Below are 25336 nucleotides of genomic sequence, written 5' to 3' on the forward strand. Positions count from 1 at the left end.
GCATTTTTTTGAGGAATATACTGGATTGATTTTTACAAAACTGTAATGTTTCTGTTGTTCTTTTTTATAATAAAGTAACATATTTTTAATGTTGTAGCAGACAAAAAAACGGCTATCTCTTTACATAGACGAAGGAGATAGCCGTTTTCCTATTATTACGTATGTTACGAGTTATTACGAGTTGGTTTCAATTGCTTCTAATAATAAATCTACAATGTGAATTCCTCTCATTTTATGAGAAAGATCTTCTCGTTCAATACCTAATTTCATTTGTAGTAGACAACCTGGATTTGCAGTAACAATTGTCGCCGCGTCTGTTTCATGCACACGGTCCATTTTATAATCTAGAAATTCCATTGATAACTCTGAATGAACAATATTGTAAATACCAGCAGAACCACAGCAACGGTCCGCATCTTTCATTTCGCGATATGTTGCGCCTTGGATGGCCTCTAGTAACATACGAGGTTCAGAAGATGTTCGCATAACATTACGTAAATGACAAGAGTCTTGATACGTAATAATTTGCGGCGTGAGTCGTAAGTCAGTACGTTTATGGAAATCTAGTTCTACTAGTATAGCAGTAATATCTTTAATTTTAGAAACAAACTGCTTTGCTCGTTCAGCCCACTCTGGATCATCTTTTAATAAATAATCATAATCTACCAGATAAGCTCCGCAGCCACCTGCATTTGTAATAATATAGTCGATGTTTAAGTCTTCGAATGCTTTTATATTTCGTTTCGCTAATTCTTTTGCACCATTTTTTTCACCAGCATGCCCGTGTAATGCACCGCAGCAACTTTGTGTTTTTGGAATAACGATATCACAACCAGCTAACTGAAGAAGTTTCATCGTTGCATTATTTGTTTCTAAAAACATTGTATCCATTAAACAACCTGTGAAGAATGCGACCTGTTTCTTTTTTGCCACCTCAGCAGGTAAAAATTCAGGGCGATTTTTCATTTCTTTCATTTTAGGAACTTTCGGTAAAACAAGATCCATCGTTGCCAGTGTTTCCGGGAATAGTTTCATAATACCTGTCTTATGTGAAAGAGTTTGTAAACCAGAGCGCTGATAAAAACCAATTAGCCCAGTTAATGTTCTCATTCTATTTTGATGAGGAAACAATCCCTCAAATACAACTTTACGAACAGCTTTCACTGGCATCGAGAATTTTTTGTTTTGATTAATAATGTCACGAGTTTCTTCTAATAAATGCCCATAATTGACACCAGATGGACAAACAGGCTCACAAGCGCGGCAGCCGAGGCAAACATTTAATGTATTTTCAACATCTTCATCTGGCTCAATTAAACCATCAACGACCGCTTTCATTAATGCAATACGTCCGCGTGGTGAATGTGATTCTTTATATCCAGATTGAATGTAAGTAGGACAAGTAGGTAAACAAAAACCGCATCGCATACAGTTTAGTAGTTCATCTTCACTTAATCGTTCTTTAAATTCCTTTTGAATTTTTTCTTTATTTAATGTTGTCATCGCTCAACCACCACTCTTTTACGAGAGTCTCTCGCGAACATTTTTCCAGGATTCATAATGTTATTTGGATCGAAAGCTTGTTTAATCCCTTGCATAGCTGCAATACCTTCTTTACCTAATTTCATTTCTAAATACGGAGCTTTCATTGCGCCAACACCATGTTCACCAGTAATCGTACCACCAAGCTCAATCGCTTTCGCAAATATTTCAGCAAAAGCTTGTTCAGCACGGTGCATTTCTTCTTTATTACGGGCATCTGTCATACAAGTTGGATGCAAATTACCATCACCAGCATGACCAAAAGTACAAATAGGAATATTATATTTCTTTGCAATTGCATTAATTGCTTCAACCATTGGAGCGATTTGTGAACGTGGTACAGTTGCATCTTCTAATATTGTTGTCGGTTTTAGTCTTGCAAGTGCTGATAGTGCACTACGGCGTGCTGTACGAAGCGCATCTGCTTCGGCTTCATCTTTTGCAACGCGAACATCGACCGCATTCATAGAACGGCAAACGTTAGCCATTTTTTCAATATCTCGATTGACAACCTCGGGCGGGCCATCTTGCTCAATTAATAAAATTGCTTTGACGTCAGTTGGTAAACCGATTTGTGCAAACTCTTCTACAACTTCAATTGTTGGTTGGTCTAAAAACTCAAGTGTCGCCGGAATAATTTTATTTGCAATAATAGCAGAAACAGCTCGAGCAGCTTCGTTAATATCTTCATATAACGCAAGCATCGTTTTCTTCGTTTCAGGCATAGGGACAAGTTTTAATATAGCTTCCGTAACAACACCAAGTGTTCCTTCAGAACCAATAAATAAACGAGTTAAATCATAACCAGCTACATCTTTTGCTAATTTACCGCCAGTACGAATGATATCGCCGTTCGGTAAAATAATTTCAAGCCCCATTACATAATCACGTGTTACGCCATATTTTAAACCACGTAATCCGCCGGAGTTTTCATTAATGTTACCGCCGATTGTAGAAATTTTCATAGAGCTTGGATCTGGTGGGTAAAATAAACCTTTTTCTTCTACTGCTTTAATAATATCAAGTGTAATAACACCAGCTTGTACAGTAATTGTTAAATTCTCTTCGTCAATTTCTAAAATATTGTTCATATGGCGGAAAATAAGGACGATACCACCTTCAAGTGGACACGTTCCAGCGCAAAGATTCGTTCCAGAACCTCGTACATATACCGGGATTTTATGAGTGTTACATACTTTTAACACGTCTGCTACTTCATTTGTATTACGAGGAGCAATGACTGCATCAGGCATCGCTTGGAAGTTTGGAGTGGCATCATAACTATAAGTTAAACGCCCCATATTGGATGTATCTACATTATCTTCGCCAACAATAGATACGAATGAATCAATAATTTGCTTTTCTAACATTGGAAATCCCCCTCAAACTGTTAACGTATTTCGTCATAATAAAAAACGTTGTAACAGTGCTTTCATTATAATGATAAAAAAGTCGGGGGATTCTTTCTATGTATAATCATCTAAAGATTAATCTATTTTATCGTTACTTTTTGTATGATTATCTAATAAAAGGAGTGCGAAGTATAAAATATTTAAATCTTTGAATTGTTTCGGGTCAAGTCCTGTATGTTCTTCAATCTTTTTTAGCCTGTAATGCAATGTGTTAATGTGTATATGTAATTGCTCAGCTGTCTGCTTATAAGATTGGTTATAATCGATAAATAAACGTAAAGTGTGCATAAGCTCAGGAGAGGATACTAAGTTTTCAATGGTACGCTCTAGAAACTGTTCCCGAGTTTCAGTAGAAATATCTTGTAAGCACATTTCTAAACGTAAATCTTCATTAAATACAATTTTTTTTGTCTCAAGTGATACTGAAAGGGCGCGTAATGCTTGTTCGTACGATAAGTTCATATTGCTTGGCGTAACGGTTTGTCCAATCCCGATGTATAAAGTAATAGAAAATAAAGTTTCACAGTCTTGTTTTAACCGTTTTAAAAATTGAAAGGTTTGCTCTTTAGATTGCATTGCTGTAAACAAAATAAACCGATCATTTCCCCAGCGAACAAATAAATTTTCTTTTGCTAAAATGTTGCGCATATGTTGCCAAATTTTACGCTGGAGCATCGTATTATCTTGGGCGATTGATAATAAAATAAGTTGTTTCTCCTTATATAAATCAATGCCAAGCGTTTTTGCACGATCGAGAAAACTTGAAGACCAGTCTGTATTTTGAAGCCAATCAAAGACAAATGCTTCATAAGAACGGTGCTCAAGTTCTAGTTGTTCTAAAAAGTAGTTTTCATGAATTAATAATTCGGTCATCTTACGTAATATTTCTCCGTATTGTGAAATATTTTCAGGTTCTCCTGTAATTCCAATCACGCCGATTACTTCGTCATGGAATAGTAAAGGAAGATTCATTCCAGCTTTTACACCTTGCAGTCGTCGTTCATCATCTTTTGTAATAATGACAGTTTTCTTTTGTTTCGCACAGCGGAGTGCACCTTCATGAAATTGACCGATTCTTTCCGCATCTGTACTTGCGATAATAACTCCTTGTATAATAATAATGTTTTCAGTAATTAATCTGCGTACTTCACGTACAATTTTATTCGCTAAATCAGGAAAAAGCATAATTTGCACACCTCAAATTCTATTTGTTGTACATTATATATGTAAGTTTATTAATAAAGGAAGATTTCACATTTTCCACACATTTATTTGTTATTTTACAATTATAACGAAATCATCCGAAGATGGAGGGAATCTTTTGAGAAAGTATGTTTTTCTTCTCTGTTTTTTATGTCTATTAGTAGGGTGTCAAGGAAGTTCGTATACACCGATTGCTAAAGATAAAAGTGTTATTATAACAACGAATATAAAGGAGGGTAGTATTAGTTTTATTGATAAAAAAACAAAGAAGCTATTAACAACATGGGAATTAAATGAGCCGATTGCAGGGGGGACGCTACTTCCAAATGGCGAGGAAATACTCGTTTATGGTAAGCAATTAGAATATATGTATGTATATTCACTAGCAGAAGGAAGACAAGTGGACAAATATAAGACTGGAAAAGGAATTGCTAATGTTATCGCATCAGATGATGGAAAACAATTATTTGCTGCCGATCAAAATGAACAAAAGGTAAGGTTCTTTACGATAAAAGGAAAAGAGACAGGGAGTGTTTCAACAGGAAAAGGGCCGATAACGATGGTAGAGCATCATAACCAGTTATCTGTACTAAACTTTTATGATACGAAACTAACGACCATTGATATAAAGAAAAAAGAAGTGATACAGTCCTTTATGATTCCGCCAGCATCAACAGGAGCGACGGTTAGCGCTGACGGGAAAGAAATATGGATTGGTGGACATGGTGATGGAAGTCAAGTGAATGAGAAAGTATTAGTGTATTCTTTACAGAGCGGAGAGATGATGCGTTCTTTACATGCTCCGTTTATGCCTGTGAATATAACAAAGGATGATAAGTATGTATATGCACTAAGTCACGGTTCGAATACGCTTAGAAAGTTTGATGCAAGTACGTATCAAGAGGTAGGATTTGCAGAAGTAGGATCCAATCCATTTGCATTTTTGAAAAGTGGTGCAGAAGGATATGTAGCTAGTTATGATAGCGATGAAGTATGCGTAATGGATATGAAGAATATGAAAATAAAACAAACAATTAAAGTCGGAAAAGGACCGTTTCAACTCATGGAGAGAGAAGGGGAAGGACAATGAGTAAATATAACGTGCTAGTCGTAGATGACGAAAGTGATATGAGGCAACTTGTCGGAATGTACTTAGATAACTTCGGATACGAGTGGGGAGAAGCTGAAAATGGAAAAGAGGCACTTCGAAAATTAGATACGGATCATTACGATTTCGTTGTACTAGATATTATGATGCCTGAGATGGATGGGCTTTCAGTTTGTAAAGAGATTCGAAAGACGTCGGATGTACCTATTATATTTTTAACAGCAAAAGGTGAAGAGTGGAATAGGGTGAACGGCTTACGTATGGGAGCAGATGATTATATTGTAAAGCCATTTAGTCCTGGGGAACTAATTGCTCGTATGGAAGCTGTTTTAAGACGATATACAAAGCAAGAACAGCAAGAAGAGATTCAATTTGGACCGATTCTTATTAATGAAAAAAGTAGGAGGGTCGAGACGAATGGTGAGACGATTCCTCTTACAGTAAAAGAGTTTGATTTACTATATTTTCTTTGCCAACATAATGGACAAGTATTTAGCCGGGAACAATTGCTTGAAAAGGTGTGGGGATATGATTATGCAGGAAGTACAAGAACGGTAGATACGCATGTGAAAACGATGCGTCTAAAGCTCGGAGAAAATGGAAACTACATTCAAACCGTTTGGGGTGTAGGTTATAAATTTGAGGTGTAACGTATGTTTACGATGGTACAAAAGCTTTGGCTTACAGTAGTATGTGCAGTATGTGTAACAGTTTCCTTTCTTTATTTTGTATCTTTATACTCATATGAAAAGTTATACGTTGATAATTTAAAAGATTCATTAGTAATGGAAGGGAAACGTCTTGCCACGCAATATGATAAACGTGAAGGAGTATCCACTTTTGAAGAGAAAGTAAGGGCATATGATCAAATATCTAGTTCAGATGTCCTTTTCGTATACAATCCGCGTGATTTAAGCGCATGTTTGCCTTTTGATGTTCACCATCATTCTCTTATAAGTGAAGGGGATAGACAGGCGCTATTAGATGGAAAAACCGTGACAAAGATAGGGTATGAAGAACATTTTGATCGTAATATTATGGGTGTTGTCATCCCTGTTTTAGATAATAAAAAATTAGTTGGTATTGTATACTCTTATATTCCTTTAAAAAGTATAAAAGACTTAATATTTGATATGGGTCTTATTTTGGCGCCGTTAGCACTTGCAATGATTCTAATTACAATATGGATTGGTAGAAAAATTATTATTGCTATTACGAGACCGCTTTCGCAAATGGAACGAGTTGCAAATCATTTGGCCACTGGAGATTTCTCAGAGCGGATTACAATTTCTTCAGAAGATGAAATTGGACGATTGGGAAAAGCTTTTAATAAAATGGCAAATTCTTTAGAAACAGAAGATGTAAAGCGTAAGGAATTTTTAGCTAATGTTTCGCATGAACTTAGAACACCGCTTAGTTATATTAAAGGATATAGTGAAGCTATTTTAGACGGTGTAGCGAAGGGGCCGCAGCAGGAAAAAGTAACGCAACTCATCCATAAGGAAGCAGATCGCATGCAGCGCCTAGTTCATGATTTATTAGATTTAGCGCAGCTAGAAGGTGAACACTTTCCTCTAAAGAAACAACCTATCGTTTTTTCACAGCTTATTGAAGATGTACTAGATACATACGAATTACAGTTTATAGAAAAAAAACTTCGTATTTTAACGGATTTAAATCCTGAAATTATCGCAATGATTGATGAGGATCGTATGCAACAAGTACTTCATAATGTGTTAGATAATGCGATACGTTATACAAATCAAAACGGGGATATCATAATAACATTAAAGCAAATCGATGATTACTGTGAATTGCACATAAAAGATACAGGAATAGGTATTGATAGAGAGCATTTAGAAAATCTCGGGGAACGCTTTTACCGAGTAGATAAAGCGAGAAGTCGTCAACATGGCGGAACAGGTTTAGGCCTTGCAATTGTAAGACAAATTGTTCATATACATGATGGTGAGTGGAGAATAGAAAGTGAAAAAGGTAAGGGAACGACAGTTATTATTAAATTAAAAGCACAAGATGAGGAGAGCATATTCTAACTTTTGGAATATGCTCTTCATATTGAAGGTAAATAGTTACGCGTAAATGTATTAATTAATATCCAAAAAATATCAAAAATTTGACTATTTTATGAACAAAACATTTGTACTTCTTACTAATTCGTTCTAAAATGGTTATGGATGCTAAGTTCTTATAAAACGTTACAATTGTTGTTTGGAAGATACTGAGGTGATTTAACTGGAGTACAAATCTATTAAACCGAAAAAAATTTACGAAGAAGTATCTGAAGCTATTTTAACAATGATTAAAAATGGTACGTTAAAACCTGGTGACAAACTGCTTCCTGTTCATCAATTAGCTGAGCAGTTTCAAGTTGGCAGATCTGCTGTTCGTGAAGCGCTAAGTGCGCTAAGAGCAATGGGCTTAATTGAAATGAAACAAGGAGAAGGTACATATGTAAGGAATTTCGATCCTTCTTCATTAACAAAATCACTAAATAACAAGTTATTAATGAAGAAAGAGGATATTTTGAATTTATTAGAAGTACGGAAGGTACTCGAAGTGGGGGCAGTTCGAGCGGCAGCGGCAAAACGTACGGAAGCTAATTTGCAAAATATGAAACATTGGTTAGATGAAATGGCAAAGAGCATTGGAGATGAGAAGGCTGGCGAAAAAGCAGACTTTCATTTTCATATGGGAATTGCAGAATCTTCGCATAATAACATCTTACTTGAGCTCATGAATCATGTTTCAGAGATGATTGCTGAAACGATTGGTGAATCAAGACGCATTATTTTATATGGTGAACAAACAACATCAGAACGACTTTTAGAAGAGCATCAATCTATATATAATGCGGTGTTAAAGCAAGATGTGGAATTAGCGCAGCAAGCGATGCTAAATCATTTAACAAATGTAGAACATATTGTCACAGGTAAAAGCGATATAAATTTGTAATTTAATCTTTTGAATTTATAATTTTCTGATAAAATAGAGAGATTAAGTAAACGTTTTCTTTGGAAGAGGGAGAGGATAGGCCATGGTTGAGCCTATTTCTTCTAATCTTAGTCATCTGATGACCATATGATTGTTGGCGAAGTTGTAATGAGGGGGAATTATAGTTATGAAAGTTACTTTATTTGTTACTTGTTTAGTCGATATGTTTGAAACAAACGTCGGTAAAGCAACAGTTGAAGTATTGGAGCGTTTAGGTTGTGAAATTGAATTTCCAGAAGCACAAGTTTGTTGTGGTCAGCCTGCTTATAATAGCGGCCATGTAGAAGCAGCAAAAGAAGCGATGAAACATATGATTGAAACTTTCGAAGATGCAGAATATATCGTTACGCCATCTGGCTCTTGTGCGACAATGTTTCATGAGTATCCGCATGTTTTTAAAGATGATCCGAAGTGGGCTAAACGTGCACAAAAGGTTGCTGATAAAACATATGAATTTACACAATTTATTGTAGATGTTTTAAAAGTTACAGATGTTGGTGCAAGTTTACCAGGGATAGCTACTATTCATAAATCTTGTCATATGACACGCCTGCTTGGAGTAAAAGAGGCACCAGGAATTTTATTATCAAACGTAAAAGGATTAATTGTGAGAGAACTGCCAAACGTGCAAAATTGTTGTGGGTTTGGGGGAACGTTTTCAGTTAAGATGACTCCAATTTCTGAGCAAATGGTAGATGAAAAAGTAGATAGTGTAATGGAAACAGGTGCAGATTATTTAATCGGTGCAGATTGTGGGTGTTTGTTAAACATTGGCGGACGTATTGAGCGTTTAGGCAAAGAAGTAAAAGTAATGCATATTGCTGAGGTCTTGAATAGTCGCTCATGAAGGGGGAACATAAGCTATGTCTATGAAAATCAGTGAGAAAAAATTTAATGATCGCGTTGGCGATGGAATTCAAGATTCGTTTATGCGCGGAGCAGTATCTTCTGCACAAACGCGTTTATATACAAATCGATTAAAAGCAGCTGACGAGTTGGGAAACTGGGAAGAGTGGCGTGAACTAGGTGAACAAATTCGTCAACATACGTTAGAAAATCTTGATTATTATTTAATGCAGTTAAGTGAAAATGTATCAAAAAGAGGCGGTCACGTTTATTTTGCGAAAACGAAAGAGGATGCAGCAAAGTATATTCAAGACGTTGCGAAAAAGAAGAAAGCGAAGAAAGTTGTAAAATCGAAGTCAATGGTAACTGAAGAAATTAGTATGAATCATGCCCTTGAAGAGATCGGTTGTGAAGTGTTAGAGAGTGACTTAGGAGAGTATATCTTGCAAGTAGATAACGATCCACCATCACATATTATTGCGCCTGCACTTCATAAAAACAGAACGCAAATTCGTGATGTATTTAAAGAAAAACTTGGATATGAAAATTCTGATGATCCATACGAAATGACAAAGTTTGTTCGTAAACAGCTTCGTGAGAAATTTATGGATGCAGAAATTGGTGTGACAGGTTGTAACTTCGCTGTTGCAAATACGGGCTCTCTTTGTTTAGTGACGAACGAAGGTAATGCCGATCTTGTTATGTCGATTCCCAAAACTCAAATTGCAGTAATGGGTATGGAACGTATGGTTCCGACAATGGAAGAATTAGATGTTTTAGTTGGTTTACTATGTCGTAGTGCAGTAGGTCAAAAATTAACAAGTTATGTAACAGTAGCAGGACCGATTCAAGAGGAAGAGGTAGATGGACCAGAAGAGTTTCATTTAGTCGTTGTTGATAATGGCCGCTCTCAAATTCTTGGATCGGAATTCCGTTCAATATTGCAATGTATTCGTTGTGCTGCTTGTGTTAACGTATGTCCTGTATATCGTCATGTTGGTGGACATTCATATGGATCTATTTATTCAGGACCAATCGGTGCGGTATTAACACCACTTTTAGGTGGGTATGACGATTACAAAGAGCTTCCGTATGCATCTAGTTTATGCGGAGCATGTACAGAAGCTTGTCCAGTAAAAATTCCATTGCATGATTTATTATTAAAGCATCGCCAAGTTATCGTTGAGCAAGAAGGCCGTGCCCCACTTACAGAAAAATTAGCAATGAAAATGTTTAGCATGGGTGCTTCTTCAGCAGCTTTATATAAAATGGGATCAAAAATGGCACCGGTAGCAATGAGTCCATTTACATCTGGTAACCGTGTATCAAAAGGCGTTGGACCACTTAAAAACTGGACAGATATTCGTGAATTCCCGGCTCCAAGTAAAGAAAGATTCCGTGATTGGTATAAAGATCATAAGAAAGGCGGGGACAAATAATGACAGGATTAATTCAAAACCGTGAGTCCTTTCTAGATAATATCGCAAAAGAACTTGGGCGCGCGCGTAAAACAGAAGGAGTAGAACGTCCAGCATGGAAAAGTAATGTGAATGTAGAAACGTTAAAAGATTATTCACAAGAAGAATTGTTAGAAGTATTTAAAAATCAATGTACAAACATTCATACAACTGTTGTGGAAACAACAAACGACCGTTTACGTGAAGATATTCAAAAAGTAATCGTTGAAAACGGCGGGGGACCTATTATATTATCAGCAGATGAACGTTTTGATTCCTATGGATTGACTTCTTTATTTAAAGAGGAGCTTCCAAAGCAAAATGTTGAAGTAAATGTATGGGATCCTGAGAAAAAAGAAGAGAATATGCGTATAGCGGAAAAAGCGAATATTGGAATCGCATTTAGTGATTATACTTTAGCTGAATCAGGTACGATTGTTGTACAGAGTCATAAAGGCCAAGGGCGTTCTTTACACTTTTTACCGACTGTATACTTTGCTATTATTCCACGTGAAACACTTGTACCTCGTATTACACAAGCAGTTCAACATATGAACTCTCGTGTGGAAAAAGGTGAAGCAGTAGCATCTTGTATTAACTTTATTACAGGACCAAGTAACTCTGCGGATATTGAAATGAATCTTGTTGTCGGAGTACACGGACCATTAAAAGCAGTATATTTCATCGTATAAAATAGGGGAAAGCAGGCCGGAAAACGGCCTGCTTTTTTAATAGAATAAAGATAATATGAAGTAGAAGTTCTCTCCTTTTTTTGTTATGTTCTTTTGGAAAGGAGAGGAAGGGATGTTCACTTATTTATATGCATTGTTAACAGGGATGGTGTTTGGTTCTTTTTTTATGGTAATTGCGATGAGAGTTCCAGCAGGGGAATCTATTATTACGCCGCGTTCGTATTGTCATTACTGCAAGTATACATTAAAGCCGAAAGAACTTATTCCAATCATTTCATTTTGTATACAAAACGGGCGTTGTACGAATTGTAAGAGGGAAATTCCGATTATGTACGTATTATTTGAATTTGTTACAGGGAGTGTATTTTTTCTTACTGTATATGTAATTGGAATAGAACGAGAGCTCATCATAACTTTATCGCTATTTTCTTTACTTCTTATTATTTCAGTGACAGATTTTGTATATATGCTAATTCCTAATCGCATTTTAATTTGGTTTTCTCTTTTGCTTATTTTAGAATGTATTTTTGTACCGTTAGTTACTTGGATAGATAGTTTAGCTGGTAGTGGAACTATATTCATTTTGTTATATTGCATGCAAAGGATTTATCCAGATGGTCTTGGCGGAGGTGATGTAAAATTACTTTCGCTACTCGGATTTATAGTGGGAGTGAAAGGGGTTTTTATAACTTTATTTTTAGCATCTTGCTTTAGTCTTTGTTTTTTCGGAATAGGTATAGCGTTAAAACGTATAAAAATAAGAACCCCAATTCCGTTTGGACCCTTTATTAGCCTTGGAGCAATATGTTATGTGTTGGTCACATATGCAAAATAGAGAGGAGATAGGAAATGAATGTATATATGGATGATCAAAGAAGTTGCCCGTACGGATATGTTTTGGCAACTACAGTAGAATCTACCTTGCAAATTATTAGGGATAATGAGGTGAATATTATTTCCCTCGATTATAATATGGGATGGCGACAAAAAAGTGGATTAGATTTCGTAGAAGCTTTCTGCAGGGAAGGTTTATCCGTTAATGAAATTCACCTTCATACAAATGATGTCATCGGTATGCATCAGATGAAACAGAGAATAGAGAGAGGGCAGGAAAAAGGAGAAATTAATCCTTATATTGCCTTGAAATATGTAGGGAGCTAAAAACTCCAAAGTGAAACTTTGGAGTTTTTAGTGTTTCATATGTGCTTGTAAAGGAATAATTTCCTCTGTTTGAGCTGCTACTAATTCAGTTTCTTCTTGTTTAGCAACAGGTGCTTTCTTTGTTAAGTAATGATATACCATACCGACAAATACGGATCCGCCAATAATGTTACCGATTGTAACTGGAATCAAGTTATGAATAGCGCCGGCAAAAGTAATTGTATCAGGATGTGGTGAAACTAAAGATAAGGCAAACAATGATAAGTTTGCAATGCTATGCTCATAGCCGGATAAGAAGAATGTGAAAACGAGCATCATCATCATTAATATTTTTGCTGTATCACCTTTTACTTGAGAAGGTAAGAAGCAAGCAAGACATACGAGCCAGTTACATAAAATCGCTTTAAAGAATAATTGCATAGTAGGTGTATTCATCTTTCCTTCAACGACTTTATTCATTAAATGACCATGATCAATTGCTTCGAAAATTCCAGTTGCGTAAAATAGTAAGGCAAAGAATAAAGCGCCAGCTAAGTTACCTGCATAGCAAGCAACCCAGTTGCGAAGTGTATCAGAAATAGTTGTTTCTTTTCTTAAAGTTGCCACTGTGAAGTACATTGTATTGCCAGTAAATAATTCAGCGCCACCATATATAATAAGTACCAGAGCAATTCCGAAAAACATGGAGGAAGCTAAATATGTTGCTGGTGAATCTGCAATATGAAAAAAGTTACCTAATTTAAAGCATAGTACAATAATAAAACCGATATAAATGCCAGCAAGTGCAGCACGAATGAAATATTGCATTGGATTTGTATCTAGCATGTGCTTTTTGCTCTTAGCCAGTTTTACAACATAATCTAATCCTTGTTCTAGCATGAGTAATACGCTCCTTTAGTACATCGTCTATAAATACTCCTTATATGAATAAAGTACATGGATTTGTTCATAGTTTCAATAAGTTTGTGCAATATTTCACAAAAAGGACATACAAAACTTAAGAAAACGCTTACAAAAGGTAGTATAATGGAATTTTTTCTAAAAATAGAGAGGGAATTGAAACGAGAGAAAAAGAAAAAGCACTGTAATTACAGCGCTTTTTCGTCTAAATTCTTTTCTACTTTTACTTCTACTTCTTTCGAGAAGAACCAACCGCCAACTGCGATTCCAACTAATACAATCCAGAATGTAAGTTTCCACGGAGTAGATTCTGGGAATGAATGCGGAAGGACATTTAAAGCAGGGTGTGCTAGGGTATAAACTGTTAATTTCACACCAACCCAACCTACAATTAAAAATGCTGCAGTTTCAAGTCCTGGTTTACGTTTTAATATTTGTACGAAAGCAGTTGCTGCAAATCGCATTATAACTAATCCGATAAGTCCACCTGTAAAGATAACGATAAATTGACCTGTATCAAGACTACCAATCGTACCTAATCCTGTTTTCGGTAAAGTCACTGCTAATGCAACAGCAGCTAAAATTGAATCAACAGCGAAGGCGATATCAGCAACTTCGACTTTAAATACAGTCCACCAAAAGTTCTCTTGTTTTTTCTTTGCTTCTTTTTCTTCTGTTTCTTCATGTGTATTCTTTTTAACATACGTTTTAAATAAGTGATTCCCCGCGATAAACATAAGATAAATCGCACCAATTGCTTGCACTTGCCATACATCGACTAGGAACGAAATCATAAATAGTGATCCGAAGCGGAAAACGAACGCTCCTGCTAATCCATAAAATAGTGCTTTCTTTCGTTTTTCTTCTGGTAAATGTTTTACCATAATTGCGAGAACGAGAGCGTTATCAGCCGCTAAAATCCCCTCTAGTGCAATTAGGATGAGTAATACCCAACCATACTCCAATAATAATGATACATCCATGTACATTCTCCTCTCATTTCTATAAAGACTAAACAAGTGAAGAAGTTCCCCACTGTTTAGTTTCCCCATACTCCTGCGCATCAACGGTAGAAGAAATTTGAAAACAAAAAAGACCTCTGCCGTTGATAGGCAAAGGTCTTGCTAGACATATGTAATGAAAATGCCAACAAAGCCGGAAGAACTAAGTTCTACGTAATGACGACTTTGTTTCCAAGAAATAGTTCTTGGACGCTACTCCCCTTTGGAGATATGCTATTGTATTTTCATTATATGGATAATTTATACGGTTGTCAACCTGTTAAAATATCTTCGTTTGGATATTTTATTTTTCTTTGTTTTTTACGTGCAAATGAAAAGGCTAATGTTAAAGGCCCCATCTTTCCAAAAAACATCATAAAGATAATAATTGTTTTGCCAATGATTGTTAAGTGTGGCGTCAAATTCATGCTAAGGCCGACAGTTCCAAATGCTGAAAATACTTCAAAAGCACTCATTAATAAAGGAACTCGCTCAGTGATGCTTAAAATTAAAATGGAAAGAAAAATAAACGAAATTGAAATAATGGTAATCGTTAATGATTTGACAATGAGCGTATCTTTAATGGATTTTTTAAATACAACAATATCATCTTGTTCTTGTAAAAATTTAAACACGCCAAAAAGCATAATTAAAAATGTTGTTAATTTAATTCCACCACCAGTTGAGGCACTACCAGCACCGATAAACATAAGAAGCATCATTAATAAAAGAGAAGGTTTTGACAATGCAGATATATCAACAGTGTTAAACCCGGCAGTGCGCGTCGAAATCGCTTGAAAATAAGCAGCCATACCTTCTTCAAATGGTGTAAAACCTCTCATGGAAATTGAATTATGAAACTCGAATATGAAAATAAAAGCTGTAGCAATAATATTGACGATAAGAGTAGAAGAGAGCATAAGTTTTGAGTGCAAAGTAAGGTTTTTAAAGTTTTTCTTTCTTTTTATATCTACGATAACAGTAAAACCAATCCCACCTAAAATAATGAGGGAAGAAATAACGAGGTTGACGAGAATGCTATGGGAGTGGGACATTAAATTATCGCTCCATACAGAAAAGCCAGCGTTGTTAAAGGCAGAGATAGAATGAAAAAAGCTATAATATATACCTTTGGCAATCCCGTATTTTGGTACCCATTCAAAAGAGAGAAGTAAAGTAGCGATACATTCTACAGCAAAAGAAAATAAAAATAATGCTTTTGCAAGACGAATGATTCCGCCGACATTTGTTTGGTTTAATGCTTGTTGTAATAAAATGCGGTTTTGAAGGCCGATTTTTCTGCCGAGCATAATTGCGATTAAAACAGCAAAGCTCATAATGCCAAGCCCGCCAACTTGTATAAGTGTTAAAATGACACATTGGCCAAATAAGGTGAATATTTTACCAGTGTCCACAACACCAAGCCCTGTAACCGTACAAGCAGAAACCGTTGTAAATAAGGCATCGAGCCATGAAATAGACGTTGTTGTAGCAATTGGCAATTTCAATAGGCACGTACCGATAATTGATAGCATAATAAAAGACAAAGTAAGAACACGGGGAGGACTCATGCTAATGTTAATCCGTTTCATTTCACATATCGTTCCTTTCGATTTGCTCTTACTAGTATGTGAAGAAGCACTATTATGTATGTTAAAAAAGAAAGAGGCAGAGAATATCTGCCTCTAAGCCATAGGTTATATAGTTATCCGCGTAATTGTTGTTGAGCTAAAGCAACAAGACGTTTCGTTACTTCACCGCCAACTGATCCGTTAGAACGAGATGCTGTATTAGATCCTAAACTTACACCGAATTCTTGTGCGATTTCATATTTGAATTGTTCAAGTGCTTGCTCTGCACCCGGAACTAGTAATTTGTTTGTTTTCACCATGTTGATACACATCCTTAAAGAGTAATCCAGTTTAGCTAAGTGCTATCTGGTAACGTTATTTTATGTGTAAACGACGTACTCATACACGGAAGTAAACGGTGTGATTAGAAGTTATTGGATAGAAAAAAGAGTAGCAAGTTTGCTACTCTTTTTTCAGTATTGTCGCTGTACCTTCTACGACAATATCATCAGATTGATTGTATATGTTTGTTTGCAATGTGATGATTTTTTTATCGTCCCGTTTTTTAATAACTTCTGCCACAACGCGAAGTGTATCACCGATTTTGACAGGAGCACGGAATGAAACGTTTTGTGATAAATAAATCGTATTTTTTCCAGGAAGTTTCGTTCCAAGAATGGTAGAAATAAAACTTGAAACGAGCATGCCATGGGCAATACGTTCTTTGAACATTGTCGTTTTTGCAAAAGAGTCTAGAATGTGAATAGGATTTACATCTCCAGTCAATTTTGCAAAATTGATAACGTCCTCATCCGTAATTTTTTTTGTAAGTGATGCTTGATCACCGACTTGAATCTCATCGTAACGAAGCTCCGGAACAGTTTGTGCTTCTTGAAATGGATTCATTTTGTCCTCCTTCTTTTCCATATCGAAAAATGTAAGCCATCTTGATGTAGTAGGAGGAAGAAAGAGTTTTGTTTGTGCTGCAGTTAGTTGCCACATTTTTCTTATTTGATGGAAGTAAATAGATTTTTTGAGTTTTCCTCGAACTGCTTTGCGAGTTCTAGTTGTTTGGACTTGAACTCTCCCAAAAAAACGTCTAACTGTTTTTGAACCTCTTCACGTTGCGACTGTTGTTGTTCGATAAAGTGTTTTGTTGTTTCTTCAAATTGGCCGCTAGTTTGAGTAAGAATAGACAAAGATGTTTTCGTAGGCGAAACAGTAAGTTGGTGCATTTGATTAGAAAGCTCATTCCACTTTTCTTGCCACTCGTTAATTTGATCATTTAAGGAGTTTCCAGTTAATTGCTTCACATAGTCTGTATATTGGTTATTGAACTGAGCAGTGAATTGGTGTAGTTCTTTTTCTAGTCCATCTACTCCTGATGTTAATTTATGCAAAGCGTCTTGTTGTTGTTTTAACGTTTCTAAAGTAAGTTGCTCTAATTGTTTCCCAGCTGAAGAGAAGAGGGAAAGAGATTGAGACCAGTTTTTCCAAAATGCATCGACTAATTCGTATGGCTTAGTTTCCATTGTTTGACCTCCAAATGTTTTTTTGCATATTGTGAACGCAGATTACTCTGCTGTACCACCAGGTGAAGATGAAGAATCCTTTTCATCCTTTTCTGGAGAAGTAGAAAATGGAAAGAATGCATTGGTGTATAACGTGAAAAACGTCCGCAACATATTTTGATAATGTTCAAAAGAAGTCGCACATGTTGTTAAATATTGCTCTCCATATTCTGTTAAAGAATAAATTCGTTTCGCTGGCCCGCCTTCGCTTGTATCCCAAGTAGAAGAAATAAGATTTTCTTTTTCTAATTTGCGTAGTGTCCTATACACATTACCTTGGTCAACAGAAGAAAAGCCGATGTCCATTAGCATTTGAATAAGTTTGTAACCATGAAGACTCCAGTCTTTTAGACAGAGAAGTAAGAAAGGAACTAAGAAGTTTTTTGGCATGGAGTTTGGTTGTTTGGCTTGGTTTTTTTCCAAACTTTCTTGGTGTTCTGGTTCATTATGTAGCATGATTGTGCATCACCTCATGAATCAGTTAGATGGAATTTTTTGCTTATAAGTGCAATTTACACCTATCTGTTTTTAATGTCAATACATTTGTTGGAAAATAAAGAAAAATAAAATATATACTTGCAGTTTTATTCGGAATATTAGAAAATAGTGAATAGGTTGAATTGTTTCAAAAACGAAAAAGGGAGTGTAGGCGAAGTGATTGATCAAAAATTCGATCCATTGCAAGCATGGAAAAATGCTTATGAACAAACCGAAACATTTTGGGGAAAAGCGCTCAATGAAACAATTAAAACAGAAGAATATTCTGCTTGGATGGGCAGCGTTCTAGATTTGAATTTGTTTTATCAAAAAGCATTAAATGATACGACAAAAAATTATTTAGAGCAGGTGAATGTGCCGACGAGAGAGGATATCGCTAGAGTAGCTACGCTTGTTATTAACTTAGAAAATAAAGTTGATAACATCGAGGAAATTCTAGAAGAGAAAGTGGATTCATTAGGACAAGCTCCTACATTAAAGCGTGATGTTACGAAAGTAAAACAAGATATGCGCACGTTAGAAACGAAAGTTGATCAAATTTTAGAATTGCTAGAAAAGCAAAATGCAGTACTAGCTAAGCTACAAGTACCTATAAAAGAAGAAGTAAAGCCTGTAAATAAGCCAGAAAATAAAAAATAATAATCGCGTTTGTTTATAACGTGTAAAAGAGAGAGGGAGAATCTCTTTTCATGTATAAACAACGAAACATAATTAATATATGGACTCAATTAGTATGAGTACCAAAATGATTCATAACAATCGTTCACAAATTCATTTAAGGGGGAAAAGAAATGGTTCAATTAAATGGCAAAGTAGCAATCGTAACAGGTGGGGCAAAAGGAATTGGAAAAGCAATTACAGTAGCATTAGCACAAGAGGGAGCAAAAGTAGTTATTAACTATAACAGCAGTAAAGAAGCAGCTGAAAACTTAGTAAATGAATTAGGAAAAGAAGGACATGATGTTTATGCAGTTCAAGCGGATGTTTCTAAAGTAGAAGATGCAAACAGACTTGTAGAAGAAGCTGTGAATCATTTTGGTAAAGTTGATATTCTTGTTAATAATGCTGGTATTACAAGAGATCGTACATTCAAAAAATTAAATCGTGAAGATTGGGAGCGCGTAATTGACGTGAACTTAAACAGTGTATTTAATACGACAAGCGCGGTACTTCCATACATATCGGAAGCAGAAGAAGGAAGAATCATTAGTATTTCTTCTATTATTGGCCAAGCTGGTGGATTTGGACAAACGAACTACTCAGCAGCAAAAGCAGGTATGATAGGATTTACAAAATCATTAGCACTAGAACTTGCAAGAACAAATGTAACTGTAAACGCAATTTGCCCAGGATTTATTGATACTGAAATGGTAGCAGAAGTACCAGAAGAAGTGCGTCAAAAAATCGTTGCGAAAATCCCGAAAAAACGATTTGGTCAAGCTGATGAAATTGCAAAAGGTGTAGTATATCTATGCCGTGACGGTGCGTATATCACAGGTCAGCAATTAAACATTAACGGCGGATTATACATGTAATGAAGTAAGAAAAAAGTGCATATCCATAGCAGGAATGCACTTCTTTTTTTAGAAAGAAATTGACCGAAAAGGAGATAAAAAAATGACTACATTCGTAACGGAATGGGAGAAGCAATTAGAGTTGTACCCAGAAGAATATCGCAAAGCATATCGCCGTGTGAAAAGAGCGAGCGAAGTTTTATTACGCGAACCAGAACCACAAGTTGGTTTAACACCGAAAGAGGTTATTTGGACGAAGAATAAAACGAAGCTTTATCGTTACATTCCAAAACAAGAAAAAACACAGAGAGTCCCAATCTTATTAATATACGCTCTTATTAATAAACCGTATATTATGGATTTAACTCCAGGAAATAGTTTAGTGGAATATTTAGTAGATCGTGGTTTTGATGTGTATATGCTTGATTGGGGCACATTTGGTTTAGAAGATAGTCATTTGAAGTTTGATGATTTCGTGTTCGATTATATTGCAAAAGCAGTGAAAAAAGTAATGAGAACTGCAAAATCGGACGAAATTTCTTTACTTGGTTATTGCATGGGTGGAACGTTAACATCTATTTATGCAGCGCTTCATCCGGACATGCCAATTCGTAACTTGATTTTTATGACAAGTCCTTTTGATTTCTCTGAAACAGGATTATACGGTCCTTTATTAGATGAGAAGTATTTCAATTTAGATAAAGCGGTGGATACATTCGGAAATATTCCGCCAGAAATGATTGATTTCGGAAATAAGATGTTAAAACCAATTACAAACTTTGTCGGTCCATATGTTGCTTTAGTCGATCGTTCAGAAAATGAGCGCTTCGTCGAAAGTTGGAAATTAGTTCAAAAATGGGTAGGCGATGGTATTCCGTTCCCAGGTGAATCTTATAGACAATGGATTCGTGATTTTTATCAAAATAATAAATTAGTGAAGGGTGAACTCGTTATTCGCGGACAAAAGGTAGACCTTGCAAATATTAAGGCGAATGTCTTAAATATTTCTGCGAAACGTGATCACATTGCTCTGCCATGTCAAGTAGAAGCTTTACTTGATCATATTTCTAGCACAGATAAACAGTATGTATGTTTGCCAACAGGACATATGTCTATCGTGTATGGTGGAACGGCTGTAAAGCAAACATATCCGACGGTTGGGAATTGGCTTGAAGAGCGTTCTAATTAAAGAGAAGAAATCCAACTAGCGTATGTTAGTTGGATTTTTTTATGGAAAATGACGAAACATAGGAAGGAGAAAAATACATTGTAGGAGTATAATTATGAAGCTTATGACTGGTAAGTTGTTTTGGAGTGCTGGAGTTTCTGTACCTTGTTATCCAACGTTAGAAAATGATATGATATGTGATGTGCTAGTAATTGGAAGTGGAGAAGCAGGTGCTCATATAGCGTATTCGTTAGCTAAAATTGGAATGCGTGTTATGCTCATTGAAAAAAGAGCAATTGCATGTGGTAGCACAGCTGCAAATACAGGATTATTACAATTTGTTCATGATAAATCGTTGACCTCTCTTATTCATACATTTGGTGAAGAGAAAGGGGTACGAGCATATAGACTGTGTTATGAAGCGCTGCAAACAATGGAGAAGGTTGTGCCAACTCTCGATATTGATCCCCATTTTATTCCGCGAAATAGTTTGTATTATGCAAGTAGAGATGAGGATATTTCATTTTTACAGGAAGAATATAATACGTTACGCCATTATGGATTTCCGGTTGAATATTTTACAGAGTTTGATATTAAGAAACGTTATTCATTTGCAAAACAAGCAGCGTTATATACAAGCGGTGATGCAGAAGTGAATCCGTATTTATTAGCGCATAGTCTTTTGCATAAAGCGAAACAAATGAGCGCTACTATATATGAACATACAGAGGCATTACATATTAAACAAATCCAAAATGATTTAATTTGTTACACGAATACAGGAAATAAAATCATAGCAAAAAATATTATTATGGCGACAGGTTATGAAGCAATTTTTGGAAAGAAAGAAAAAAATACAACAGTAGAAACGTCTTATGCCGTTGTGACAAATAAGATAGATCATTTTGAAGGCTGGCATGAGCAATCATTAATTTGGGAAACAGCACGTCCGTATTTGTATTGTCGAACGTATCAAAATCGTATCGTTGTAGGCGGATTAGATGAGGCGCTGAAAATTCAAAAGATCGGCGATACGAAATTATTGCATAAGCGTGATCTCCTTATTAACATTGTAAAAGAAATGTTCCCGCAGTATAAAAATATACAGGCAGAGTACTATTGGGCAGCAGCATTTGGTGGCAGTCATGACGGTCTTCCTATTTTAAAAGAAGATAAAAAAATACATAATTTATATTACGCACTGCCGTATGGGGGAAATGGAACTGTATACGGAATGGTATTTGCAAAACTATTTCAGCAGTTATTTACAAATGAAGAAAGTGATGATTTTTCTTTATTTAATCGATAGAAAAAAGGTAGCGAAGTGATGGAATGAGAGATATAAAAAAGTTTTTACAAAAGTTACGTCCCGTGCAACTTATCGTTGTATTTTATTTACTAGCGGTAGTTGTATCGGTAATTTTACTTAGTTTACCATTTGTTACGAAGCCTGGCGTGAAATGGACATTTATAGATGCTCTGTTTACATCTGTTAGTGCGGTAAGCGTTACAGGACTGTCTGTTGTTACGATTTCAGATACGTTTACAACAGCAGGAATTATTGTTTTAGCCCTGATTTTACAATTAGGCGGATTAGGAATTATGGCACTTGGTACATTCGTTTGGATTATAACGGGTAAAAAGATTGGTTTGCAGCGAAGAAGGTTAATTATGGCAGACCATAACCAAGGAAATTTATCGGGCCTTGTAGAATTGATGCGTTCTATTTTAATTGTAATTATTTCGATAGAACTCATTGGAGCAATACTGTTAGGTACAAGATTTTTACTATATTTCCCGACTTGGCAAGAAGCTTATTTTCACGGTTTCTTTGCCGCTGTGAGTGCAACAACGAACGGAGGATTTGATTTAACAGGACAATCACTTATTCCGTACAAAAAAGATTATATTGTTCAAATGATTCATATGTTGCTTATTATTTTAGGAGCTATCGGTTTCCCAGTGTTAATGGAAGTAAAGCAATTCTTTAGTAAAAGGCGACAACAACTATTTCGCTTTTCATTATTTACAAAATTGACGACAACGACATTTTTTACACTCGTTATTGTTGGAACAATTATGATTTTTCTATTAGAACGAAATCATTTTTTAGTAGGAAAGTCATGGCATGAAACTGTATTTTATACATTATTCCAATCTGTGACGACGCGAAGTGGTGGACTGGCTACCATGGACATACGTGAATTATCACAACCAACGCTTTTATTTATGAGTATATTAATGTTCATTGGAGCATCTCCAAGTTCAGTTGGGGGCGGGATACGTACAACAACATTTGCTGTTAGTATATTATCGTTATATACATTTGCAAGGGGCGGGAGAACAGTCCGTGTTTTCAAACGTCAACTACATGAAGAGGATGTATTGAAAGCATCTGTCGTTATGACAATGGGGATTTTATTATGTGCCTCAGCGCTATTTATTTTATCCGTTACGGAAAATGTACCACTTATGAGTTTAATAATTGAAGTTTGTTCTGCTTTCGGGACGACTGGACTATCAACAGGTATTACTCCAGAGTTAACAACTGTTGGTAAACTTGTACTAATTGTACTTATGTTTATCGGACGCGTCGGTATTTTAACATTTATATTAGCTAGTGGTGGAAGAGAACAACCACCTCGCTATAAATATCCGAAAGAGAGAATTATTATTGGATAGCACGAAACCATTCTACCTACATTAGGTAGAATGGTTTTTTTAATCGTTAATTCCAAATTGTGGGTGCATAAAAGCATCATTTTTGTTATCAACTTCGTTTTTAAGTAATTCTTGATTTTCTTCTGCAATCCATCCGATATCATTTGTAGGATGGATCCATTCTTCTCCAGCCATAACGGCAGGATCTATTTCATCACTCCAATTATTAAGGGGACTGTTCTCGGAATCATATTTACTGTCTCCAACTACAACATCGTATTGATTAATAAAAGGTTGTTGCATTTGTTTTCCTGTTCCTTTAAATGATGGGAAATTCATTTGATGCGGGAGCGTCTCGTCTAAAATTGGCGATTGGATCGTTTCTTTTTCTTTCAAAGTAATCGCTCCTTTTTGTAATGGCTTGTTCGTATGTAGTATTTCCATCTATAGGCTCTTATGTACTTGTTAACACTTGCCAGTAATAATTATTTTAAGTTGTCTCAAACTAGAATAGAAAGTTATTTCGTGAGAGCAGGTGAGTATGTTGGTAAAAAGAAAAGTAAAACAAAATGCAGCAATTAATAATAATAAAACTCCGAAAGAAAGCTTACCAGATGCAGAATTTGCATTAGAGTATGAAGGAGAAAATAATGCGAAGTATGCAAATCGTAATTCGAAAAAAGGTAAACAAAAATGAGGCGTTTTTTACAAACGCCTCATTTTTTTGTGGGATTATAAAGGTTTTTTTAATTATTTGTAAATTTCGCGTTTATTATTAGCAGAAAAATGCGAAAAAACATAGAAGTAGCAACGTATTACACAAAAACAAACAACAAACAAAAGATTAATGTTGATTTAATACTGCTTTTACACTAGTTGTTTATATTTGAGTTGTACATAAGATTTGTAAAAGGAGAGAGAAACAGTGAAAAAAACAATCTTTAAAGCTGTAGCAACTGGAATGGTATTTTCGTTATTAATGGGGTGTGGTGCAAAGAAAGAAGAAAGTGCTGGGGCAAAAGTGAAAGATGATAAATTATCTGGATCATTAACTGTTTACACAGCGATTGAAGAAGAGCTTGTACCGATTTATCTTGATTCTTTTAAACAGAAGTACCCAGACGTGAAGTTGAACATTGTTCGTGATTCAACAGGAGTTATTACAGCGAAATTGCTAGCTGAAGGAAAAAATACACAAGCAGATGTTGTATGGGGAACTGCAGCGTCTAGTCTATTAGCTTTAGAGAAAAAAGATATGTTAAAAGGATACTCTCCAAAAGGAGCAGATCGTGTCCTTCCGCAATTTAAAGATGATAAGAAACCAGAAAAATGGGTTGGAAATACTGCATTTATGACGGGGATTGCTGTAAATAAAGAAGAATTGAAGAAGAAAAATTTACCGATGCCAGAATCATATGAAGATTTAACAAAGCCAGAATATAAAGGAACGCTAGTTATGCCGCATCCGGCTTCTTCTGGAACAGGATTTTTAACAGTTTCTGCATGGCTACAAATTATGGGAGAAGATAAGGGCTGGGATTACATGAAGAAACTTCATGATAATATGGCAACTTATACTCATTCAGGTTCAAAACCAGCGAAACTAGCAGGCGCAGGTGAATATCCAGTTGGTGTGTCAATGGTTTATAGTGCTTTGAAAGAGAAACAAAAAGGTGCACCAGTTGAAGTTGTACTGCCGAAAGAAGGATTAGGCTGGGAAGTAGAAGCGAACGCACTTATTAAGAAAGATAATGCTAAAAATGATAAATTAGCGCAAGCATTTTTAGATTGGGCAATTACAGATGATGTAATGAAGTTATACTTTGAGAAAAATGGATTTGCGACAATTAAAAATGATTATAAACTTCCAGATGGATTCCCTAAAGATGTGACAGAAAAGTTATATAAAAAGAATGACTTTAAATGGGCAGCAGAAAATCGTGACAAAATTTTAGAAAAATGGGAAAAAGAGTTTGGCCAAAAAGCAGAACCGAAAAAGTAAGTGAGTGGGAGAGAGAA

Annotated in this window: 27 protein-coding genes; 16 read left to right on the plus strand and 11 right to left on the minus strand. The window is 35.7% G+C overall.

Annotated elements, in window-relative coordinates; genetic code table 11:
* Positions 1–174: 174 nt before the first annotated feature.
* From FT637_RS07330 to FT637_RS07340, 3 genes are all read right to left on the minus strand, one after another.
* Positions 175–1503 carry a (Fe-S)-binding protein gene (locus FT637_RS07330; RefSeq protein WP_193645736.1) on the minus strand — a complete coding sequence of 443 codons (1329 nt, stop codon included), beginning with the start codon at positions 1501–1503 and terminating at the stop codon, positions 175–177.
* A complete protein-coding gene (gene glcD / locus FT637_RS07335; protein ID WP_193645737.1) occupies positions 1500–2912 on the minus strand; it encodes a glycolate oxidase subunit GlcD in 1413 nt (470 codons plus the stop codon). Before glcD ends, FT637_RS07330 begins: the two co-directional genes overlap by 4 nt.
* 117 nt (positions 2913–3029) lie before the next feature.
* On the minus strand, positions 3030–4139 hold the full coding sequence (locus FT637_RS07340) for a CdaR family transcriptional regulator (protein ID WP_193645738.1): 1110 nt from the start codon (positions 4137–4139) through the stop codon (positions 3030–3032).
* A gap of 136 nt (positions 4140–4275) precedes the next feature.
* Here FT637_RS07340 and FT637_RS07345 point away from each other — a divergent pair, with 136 nt between their 5' ends.
* The 9 genes from FT637_RS07345 to FT637_RS07385 all read left to right on the plus strand — a co-directional run bounded on the left by FT637_RS07345 (position 4276) and on the right by FT637_RS07385 (position 12433).
* A complete protein-coding gene (locus FT637_RS07345; RefSeq protein ID WP_193645739.1) occupies positions 4276–5247 on the plus strand; it encodes a YncE family protein in 972 nt (323 codons plus the stop codon).
* Positions 5244–5915 carry a response regulator transcription factor gene (locus FT637_RS07350; protein WP_193645740.1) on the plus strand — a complete coding sequence of 224 codons (672 nt, stop codon included), beginning with the start codon at positions 5244–5246 and terminating at the stop codon, positions 5913–5915. The genes FT637_RS07345 and FT637_RS07350 overlap by 4 nt, the downstream gene beginning before the upstream one ends.
* A 3-nt stretch (positions 5916–5918) precedes the next feature.
* Positions 5919–7319: a sensor histidine kinase gene (locus tag FT637_RS07355; RefSeq protein WP_193645741.1), complete on the plus strand. Its 1401-nt coding sequence runs from the start codon at positions 5919–5921 to the stop codon at positions 7317–7319.
* 229 nt (positions 7320–7548) lie between these two features.
* Positions 7549–8238, plus strand: coding sequence for a FadR/GntR family transcriptional regulator (locus tag FT637_RS07360; protein WP_319805945.1), 690 nt, complete (start codon positions 7549–7551; stop codon positions 8236–8238).
* Between the two features lie 166 nt (positions 8239–8404).
* On the plus strand, positions 8405–9124 hold the full coding sequence (locus FT637_RS07365) for a (Fe-S)-binding protein (RefSeq protein ID WP_193645742.1): 720 nt from the start codon (positions 8405–8407) through the stop codon (positions 9122–9124).
* A gap of 16 nt (positions 9125–9140) precedes the next feature.
* Positions 9141–10562: a LutB/LldF family L-lactate oxidation iron-sulfur protein gene (locus FT637_RS07370; protein WP_193645743.1), complete on the plus strand. Its 1422-nt coding sequence runs from the start codon at positions 9141–9143 to the stop codon at positions 10560–10562.
* Positions 10562–11272: a LutC/YkgG family protein gene (locus FT637_RS07375; protein ID WP_016104238.1), complete on the plus strand. Its 711-nt coding sequence runs from the start codon at positions 10562–10564 to the stop codon at positions 11270–11272. Before FT637_RS07370 ends, FT637_RS07375 begins: the two co-directional genes overlap by 1 nt.
* Before the next feature lie 112 nt (positions 11273–11384).
* Positions 11385–12107: a prepilin peptidase gene (locus FT637_RS07380; RefSeq protein WP_193645744.1), complete on the plus strand. Its 723-nt coding sequence runs from the start codon at positions 11385–11387 to the stop codon at positions 12105–12107.
* Positions 12108–12121: 14 nt separating this feature from the next.
* Positions 12122–12433 carry a cyclic-phosphate processing receiver domain-containing protein gene (locus tag FT637_RS07385; protein WP_193645745.1) on the plus strand — a complete coding sequence of 104 codons (312 nt, stop codon included), beginning with the start codon at positions 12122–12124 and terminating at the stop codon, positions 12431–12433.
* A gap of 27 nt (positions 12434–12460) precedes the next feature.
* Here the strand turns inward: FT637_RS07385 and FT637_RS07390 are convergent, their stop codons facing one another.
* From FT637_RS07390 to phaQ, 7 genes are all read right to left on the minus strand, one after another.
* Positions 12461–13312 (minus strand): formate/nitrite transporter family protein, encoded by an 852-nt coding sequence (locus tag FT637_RS07390; RefSeq protein WP_193645746.1) that lies wholly within the window; start codon positions 13310–13312, stop codon positions 12461–12463.
* A gap of 209 nt (positions 13313–13521) precedes the next feature.
* Positions 13522–14316, minus strand: a complete 795-nt coding sequence (locus tag FT637_RS07395) for a TerC family protein (protein WP_144507070.1) — start codon at positions 14314–14316, stop codon at positions 13522–13524.
* Positions 14317–14606: 290 nt separating this feature from the next.
* Positions 14607–15926: a TrkH family potassium uptake protein gene (locus tag FT637_RS07400; protein WP_193645747.1), complete on the minus strand. Its 1320-nt coding sequence runs from the start codon at positions 15924–15926 to the stop codon at positions 14607–14609.
* 113 nt (positions 15927–16039) lie between these two features.
* Positions 16040–16225, minus strand: coding sequence for an alpha/beta-type small acid-soluble spore protein (locus FT637_RS07405; protein ID WP_000241212.1), 186 nt, complete (start codon positions 16223–16225; stop codon positions 16040–16042).
* A 142-nt stretch (positions 16226–16367) separates the two neighbouring features.
* The gene (locus FT637_RS07410; protein WP_001067911.1) at positions 16368–16811 is read right to left on the minus strand and encodes a MaoC family dehydratase; all 444 of its coding nucleotides are present in this window, start codon (positions 16809–16811) and stop codon (positions 16368–16370) included.
* A gap of 101 nt (positions 16812–16912) precedes the next feature.
* A complete protein-coding gene (phaP, locus tag FT637_RS07415) occupies positions 16913–17437 on the minus strand; it encodes a polyhydroxyalkanoic acid inclusion protein PhaP (protein WP_193645748.1) in 525 nt (174 codons plus the stop codon).
* 42 nt (positions 17438–17479) lie between these two features.
* Positions 17480–17932, minus strand: a complete 453-nt coding sequence (phaQ, locus tag FT637_RS07420; RefSeq protein WP_048526790.1) for a poly-beta-hydroxybutyrate-responsive repressor — start codon at positions 17930–17932, stop codon at positions 17480–17482.
* Between the two features lie 198 nt (positions 17933–18130).
* Here phaQ and phaR point away from each other — a divergent pair, with 198 nt between their 5' ends.
* The 5 genes from phaR to FT637_RS07445 all read left to right on the plus strand — a co-directional run bounded on the left by phaR (position 18131) and on the right by FT637_RS07445 (position 23338).
* Entirely contained in the window at positions 18131–18613 is a 483-nt protein-coding gene (gene phaR / locus FT637_RS07425) for a polyhydroxyalkanoic acid synthase subunit PhaR (RefSeq protein ID WP_193645749.1), read from the plus strand.
* 152 nt (positions 18614–18765) lie between these two features.
* Positions 18766–19509 carry an acetoacetyl-CoA reductase gene (locus tag FT637_RS07430; protein ID WP_193645750.1) on the plus strand — a complete coding sequence of 248 codons (744 nt, stop codon included), beginning with the start codon at positions 18766–18768 and terminating at the stop codon, positions 19507–19509.
* 82 nt (positions 19510–19591) lie between these two features.
* Positions 19592–20677, plus strand: coding sequence for a class III poly(R)-hydroxyalkanoic acid synthase subunit PhaC (gene phaC, locus FT637_RS07435; protein ID WP_000206840.1), 1086 nt, complete (start codon positions 19592–19594; stop codon positions 20675–20677).
* 94 nt (positions 20678–20771) lie between these two features.
* Positions 20772–21965 carry an NAD(P)/FAD-dependent oxidoreductase gene (locus FT637_RS07440; protein WP_193645751.1) on the plus strand — a complete coding sequence of 398 codons (1194 nt, stop codon included), beginning with the start codon at positions 20772–20774 and terminating at the stop codon, positions 21963–21965.
* Between the two features lie 23 nt (positions 21966–21988).
* The gene (locus FT637_RS07445; protein WP_193645752.1) at positions 21989–23338 is read left to right on the plus strand and encodes a TrkH family potassium uptake protein; all 1350 of its coding nucleotides are present in this window, start codon (positions 21989–21991) and stop codon (positions 23336–23338) included.
* Between the two features lie 39 nt (positions 23339–23377).
* Here FT637_RS07445 and FT637_RS07450 read toward each other — a convergent pair whose 3' ends face one another.
* On the minus strand, positions 23378–23761 hold the full coding sequence (locus FT637_RS07450) for a DUF3905 domain-containing protein (protein WP_193645753.1): 384 nt from the start codon (positions 23759–23761) through the stop codon (positions 23378–23380).
* A gap of 97 nt (positions 23762–23858) precedes the next feature.
* Here FT637_RS07450 and FT637_RS07455 point away from each other — a divergent pair, with 97 nt between their 5' ends.
* The gene (locus tag FT637_RS07455; protein WP_193646258.1) at positions 23859–24014 is read left to right on the plus strand and encodes a hypothetical protein; all 156 of its coding nucleotides are present in this window, start codon (positions 23859–23861) and stop codon (positions 24012–24014) included.
* A gap of 228 nt (positions 24015–24242) precedes the next feature.
* A complete protein-coding gene (locus FT637_RS07460) occupies positions 24243–25319 on the plus strand; it encodes a putative 2-aminoethylphosphonate ABC transporter substrate-binding protein (protein WP_113936972.1) in 1077 nt (358 codons plus the stop codon).
* Positions 25320–25336 lie beyond the last annotated feature (17 nt).

The organism is Bacillus cereus (assembly GCF_015071065.1).
GTDB classification, from domain to species: Bacteria; Bacillota; Bacilli; order Bacillales; family Bacillaceae_G; genus Bacillus_A; species Bacillus_A cereus_BA.

Bases quoted from the DNA above. Each gene is read 5' to 3' on its own strand.
- FT637_RS07340 (WP_193645738.1), bottom strand. From the start codon at position 4,139: ATGCTTTTTCCTGATTTAGCGAATAAAATTGTACGTGAAGTACGCAGA.
- FT637_RS07355 (WP_193645741.1), top strand. From the start codon at position 5,919: ATGTTTACGATGGTACAAAAGCTTTGGCTTACAGTAGTATGTGCAGTA.
- FT637_RS07390 (WP_193645746.1), bottom strand. From the start codon at position 13,312: ATGCTAGAACAAGGATTAGATTATGTTGTAAAACTGGCTAAGAGCAAA.
- FT637_RS07385 (WP_193645745.1), top strand. From the start codon at position 12,122: ATGAATGTATATATGGATGATCAAAGAAGTTGCCCGTACGGATATGTT.
- FT637_RS07400 (WP_193645747.1), bottom strand. From the start codon at position 15,926: ATGAAACGGATTAACATTAGCATGAGTCCTCCCCGTGTTCTTACTTTG.
- FT637_RS07370 (WP_193645743.1), top strand. From the start codon at position 9,141: ATGTCTATGAAAATCAGTGAGAAAAAATTTAATGATCGCGTTGGCGAT.
- FT637_RS07430 (WP_193645750.1), top strand. From the start codon at position 18,766: ATGGTTCAATTAAATGGCAAAGTAGCAATCGTAACAGGTGGGGCAAAA.
- phaC (WP_000206840.1), top strand. From the start codon at position 19,592: ATGACTACATTCGTAACGGAATGGGAGAAGCAATTAGAGTTGTACCCA.
- FT637_RS07380 (WP_193645744.1), top strand. From the start codon at position 11,385: ATGTTCACTTATTTATATGCATTGTTAACAGGGATGGTGTTTGGTTCT.
- FT637_RS07375 (WP_016104238.1), top strand. From the start codon at position 10,562: ATGACAGGATTAATTCAAAACCGTGAGTCCTTTCTAGATAATATCGCA.
- FT637_RS07410 (WP_001067911.1), bottom strand. From the start codon at position 16,811: ATGAATCCATTTCAAGAAGCACAAACTGTTCCGGAGCTTCGTTACGAT.
- FT637_RS07455 (WP_193646258.1), top strand. From the start codon at position 23,859: ATGTTGGTAAAAAGAAAAGTAAAACAAAATGCAGCAATTAATAATAAT.
- FT637_RS07365 (WP_193645742.1), top strand. From the start codon at position 8,405: ATGAAAGTTACTTTATTTGTTACTTGTTTAGTCGATATGTTTGAAACA.
- FT637_RS07450 (WP_193645753.1), bottom strand. From the start codon at position 23,761: ATGGAAATACTACATACGAACAAGCCATTACAAAAAGGAGCGATTACT.
- FT637_RS07350 (WP_193645740.1), top strand. From the start codon at position 5,244: ATGAGTAAATATAACGTGCTAGTCGTAGATGACGAAAGTGATATGAGG.
- FT637_RS07440 (WP_193645751.1), top strand. From the start codon at position 20,772: ATGAAGCTTATGACTGGTAAGTTGTTTTGGAGTGCTGGAGTTTCTGTA.
- phaQ (WP_048526790.1), bottom strand. From the start codon at position 17,932: ATGCTACATAATGAACCAGAACACCAAGAAAGTTTGGAAAAAAACCAA.
- phaP (WP_193645748.1), bottom strand. From the start codon at position 17,437: ATGGAAACTAAGCCATACGAATTAGTCGATGCATTTTGGAAAAACTGG.
- glcD (WP_193645737.1), bottom strand. From the start codon at position 2,912: ATGTTAGAAAAGCAAATTATTGATTCATTCGTATCTATTGTTGGCGAA.
- FT637_RS07445 (WP_193645752.1), top strand. From the start codon at position 21,989: ATGAGAGATATAAAAAAGTTTTTACAAAAGTTACGTCCCGTGCAACTT.
- FT637_RS07405 (WP_000241212.1), bottom strand. From the start codon at position 16,225: ATGGTGAAAACAAACAAATTACTAGTTCCGGGTGCAGAGCAAGCACTT.
- FT637_RS07395 (WP_144507070.1), bottom strand. From the start codon at position 14,316: ATGGATGTATCATTATTATTGGAGTATGGTTGGGTATTACTCATCCTA.
- FT637_RS07330 (WP_193645736.1), bottom strand. From the start codon at position 1,503: ATGACAACATTAAATAAAGAAAAAATTCAAAAGGAATTTAAAGAACGA.